3 protein-coding genes are annotated in these 3,219 nt (G+C 74.6%); all 3 read right to left on the bottom strand.

Features of this window, described 5'->3' with window-relative positions:
- Positions 1-106: 106 nt before the first annotated feature.
- Entirely contained in the window at positions 107-1,297 is a 1,191-nt protein-coding gene (locus ABZ641_RS30565; RefSeq protein ID WP_344624281.1) for a globin domain-containing protein, read from the bottom strand.
- A gap of 76 nt (positions 1,298-1,373) precedes the next feature.
- Positions 1,374-1,817: an Rrf2 family transcriptional regulator gene (locus tag ABZ641_RS30560; protein WP_344624280.1), complete on the bottom strand. Its 444-nt coding sequence runs from the start codon at positions 1,815-1,817 to the stop codon at positions 1,374-1,376.
- Between the two features lie 50 nt (positions 1,818-1,867).
- Positions 1,868-2,935 (bottom strand): 2-dehydropantoate 2-reductase, encoded by a 1,068-nt coding sequence (locus tag ABZ641_RS30555; protein WP_359986993.1) that lies wholly within the window; start codon positions 2,933-2,935, stop codon positions 1,868-1,870.
- Positions 2,936-3,219: the final 284 nt, after the last annotated feature.

Raw genomic sequence — 3,219 nt, 5'->3', positions numbered from 1 at the left:
GGTTTTGTGATTACAGTGGTGTTATCTCCACACCGCGCGGGCCCCGCCCCCCCCGGGGGGCGGCCCCCCCCCCCGCGGCGGTGAGGAGCTGCGGGGTGAGGAGGCGTCAGGCCTCCGCGCCCAGCCACAGGTCGGGGCCGAAGACCTCGTAGTGGATGTCGGCCGGGCGGACGCCCGCCGCGATCAGCTGCCCGCGGACGGAGCGCAGGAAGGGCAGCGGGCCGCACAGGTAGGCGGTGGTGCCGGCCGGGACCTCCACGCCGGCCAGGTCCACCAGGCCGGTGCGCCCGGCGGGCCACTCGCCGGCCGGCTGCTCGTAGAAGACGTGCGCCTCGGCGTCCGCGAGCTTGGCGGTGAGCTGCTGCAGGTCCGCGCGGAAGGCGTGGGCGAGCTGGTCGCGGTCGCCGTGCACCGAGATCACCCGCCGGGTGCTGCCGGTGGCCGCGAGGTGCGAGAGCATCCCGATCATCGGGGTGCAGCCGATGCCCGCGGAGGCCAACAGCACCGGGCCGTCGCCCTCGGCCAGCGTCACGTCGCCGAACGGCGGGCTCAGCAGCAGGGTCGCGCCGGCTCCGACGTGCGCGTGCAGGTGGTTGGAGACCTCGCCGTCCGGGGTGCCCGCCACCCGCTTGACCGAGAACTGCAGGGCGCCGTCCGGCTGTCCCGAGAGGCTGTACTGGCGGATCTGGTGGGCGCCGTCCGGCAGTTCGACCTGCACCGAGACGTACTGGCCCGGGGTGGTGGCCGGCAGTGGGCCGCCGTCGGCGGGCCGCACCAGGAAGGTCGCCACGTCGTCGGTCTCCAGCAGCCGCGCGACCACGGTGTACGGGCGCCACAGCGCCTCCGGGCCGGTGCCGGCCCCGGTGTACAGGCCCTTCTCCAGCGCGATCAGCGCGTTGGCCATCAGCCAGTACACCTCGTCCCAGGCCGCCGCGACCTCCGGGGTCACCGCCTCGCCGAGCACCTCGACGATCGCCGCGAACAGGTGCTCGTGGACGACCGGGTACTGCTCCGGCGCGACGCCCAGTGAGGCGTGCTTGTGGGCGATCCGGGCGAGCATCGCGTCCGGCCGCTGCTCGGGGTGGGCGACCAGGGCGGTGGCGAACGCCGCGATCGAGCCGGCCAGTGCCTGCCGCTGGGTGCCGTTGGCCTGGTTGCCGCGGTTGAACAGGTCGCGCAGCAGCTCCGGGTGGGCCTCGAACAACCGCTCGTAGAAGCGTGCGGTGATGTCGCCGACGGCGGCGCCGACGACCGGCAGGGTGGCTTCGACGACCGGGGCGTTCTGCGGGGACAGCATGGACGGCTCCTTAATCGGTATTTGATCTTCGTATTTTGCGGGACGGGAACGGGCGGGCCGTTCCCGGTGGGACGGATCAGTCCGGCGGACGGACGGAGAGGCTCAGCAGGACCGGGCCGGTCGGGGATGCGACCAGGTCCTCGACCGAGAGCGGGTCGAGCACCGCGAAGAACGCCTCCTGGGCCTGGCGGAGCACCCCGCGCAGCCGGCACGACGACCGGAGCGGACACGGTGGGTCGTCCTCGCACCCCACCACGTCGCCGATCCCCTCCAGTTCGCGCAGCAGGGCGCCGAGCGAACCGGTGCGGCCGGCCGGGGTGAGCGCCAGGCCGCCGCTGCGGCCCCGGCGCGCCTCGACCACGCCGAGGTGCTGAAGCCTGCTCACCACCTTGGCCGCGTGGGTGTAGGGAACCTCCATCGCCGCCGCGACCTCACGGGTGGTCGGGTTGGACGCCTCGTCCAGCACGGCCAGCCGCATGGCGATGCGGAGTGCGATGTCGGTGCCCTTCGTCAGCCTCACATCCGGAAGACTATCTAATGCGAATCTCGGATTCGTCTTTGGGGTCCCCGCTACCGCGTTCCCGCAGGTCGGGCGGCCTGTAGCTCCGCCAGCAGCTCGGCGCCCGCCCACACCCGTGCTCCGCCCGGCCCGGCCTGCTCCGCCTCCCGGACGAGCTCGATCAGCCGGGCGTTGGCCGGCGCCGCCAGACCGTGCCGTCCGGCCATCGCCACCACCTCGCCCTGCAGGCTGTCGATCTCCGTCCGGCGGCCCCGCTGCAGGTCCTCCCAGGTGGACGACCGGGCCTCGGCGTCCACCTTCAGCGTCGCCGCCGCCAGCCGCCGGAACACGCCGTCGGGCAGGGCGAGCAGCCGGGGCATCAGCGCGGTCGGCAGGGCGCCCAGCCGGGCCGGGTGCACGCCCTCCGCCCGCATCGCCGCCAGCGCCTCCCGCTGACACAGCGCCAGGCAGCGGCGGAACGCCCGCTGCCCGAGCTCCTCGCGCAGCGGCACGCCGGCGAGGGCGTTCACGGCGTTGTTCAGGTTCATCAGCAGCTTGCCGTGCTGCACCTCGCGCATGTCGGCGCGGCGCTCCACCGTCAGACCGGCCGCCGCGGCCGCCCCGGCGAGCGGGGCACCGGCCGGCTGGTCGTCGATCATCAGTGCCCCGCCCGAGCCCTGGTGGAAGGTGCCCGGCGCGGTCTGCAGCACGTTGTACGGGACCATGCCGGCCACCACCGGGTGGTCCGCGCCGACGGCCGACCTGATCAGCGCCGGATTGTGCAGGCCGTTCTGGAAGCTGACCAGGGCGGTGCCCGGAGCGAGCACCCCCGCGACGGAGGCGGCGGCCTCCGCGGTCGCGGCCGACTTCACCGTCACCAGCACGAGGTCGGCGCCCTCGGCGCCGGAGGGGTCGGTGGCCGTACGGAGGCCCCCGGCGGGCACCCGGACGGTGGGGCGGCCGCCGCCGGTCAGGGTGAGGCCGTGCTCGCGCACCACCGCCATCCCGGCCGGCCGGCCGATCAGGGTGACGTCGGCGACCTCGGCGAGCAGACCGCCCAGGTGGCAGCCGATGCTGCCGGCGCCGAGCACGACGATCCGCAGCCGCCCGGACGGCGGGGTGGGCGGGGTGGGCGTCACGGCAGTCATCCTCCGGCGGGGGAACGGACGGTGTGCCGAGCACCCTAGGCGCTGGCCGCGCCCACGGGGAACCCGCGGGGTGCGGGGCATCCCCTCGCAAGGGGATGCCTCCAGGGGCGCGTGGGGATACCCCCAGGGGCGCGTGGGAACTGCGCAATTGGGATGGGGCTGCCGTGCGGATCTGCGGCTGGCCCGGATTCTGTGGGCTGCCCACCCCCGGACTGCGCAGTTCTCCCCCAGCCTTCGGCCGGGAGGTGCCCCCACGCGTCCATGGGGTATCCGGG

The organism is Kitasatospora sp. NPDC007106, from assembly GCF_040634455.1.
GTDB lineage: Bacteria > Actinomycetota > Actinomycetes > Streptomycetales > Streptomycetaceae > Kitasatospora > Kitasatospora arboriphila.
The sequence above is the reverse complement of the archived record's forward strand: the minus strand, read 5'-3'. Positions and strand labels throughout refer to the sequence as shown.

What these genes read in the sequence shown, in the direction of transcription:
- ABZ641_RS30565 (WP_344624281.1), bottom strand. Translation starts at nt 1,297, where the DNA reads ATGCTGTCCCCGCAGAACGCCCCGGTCGTCGAAGCCACCCTGCCGGTC.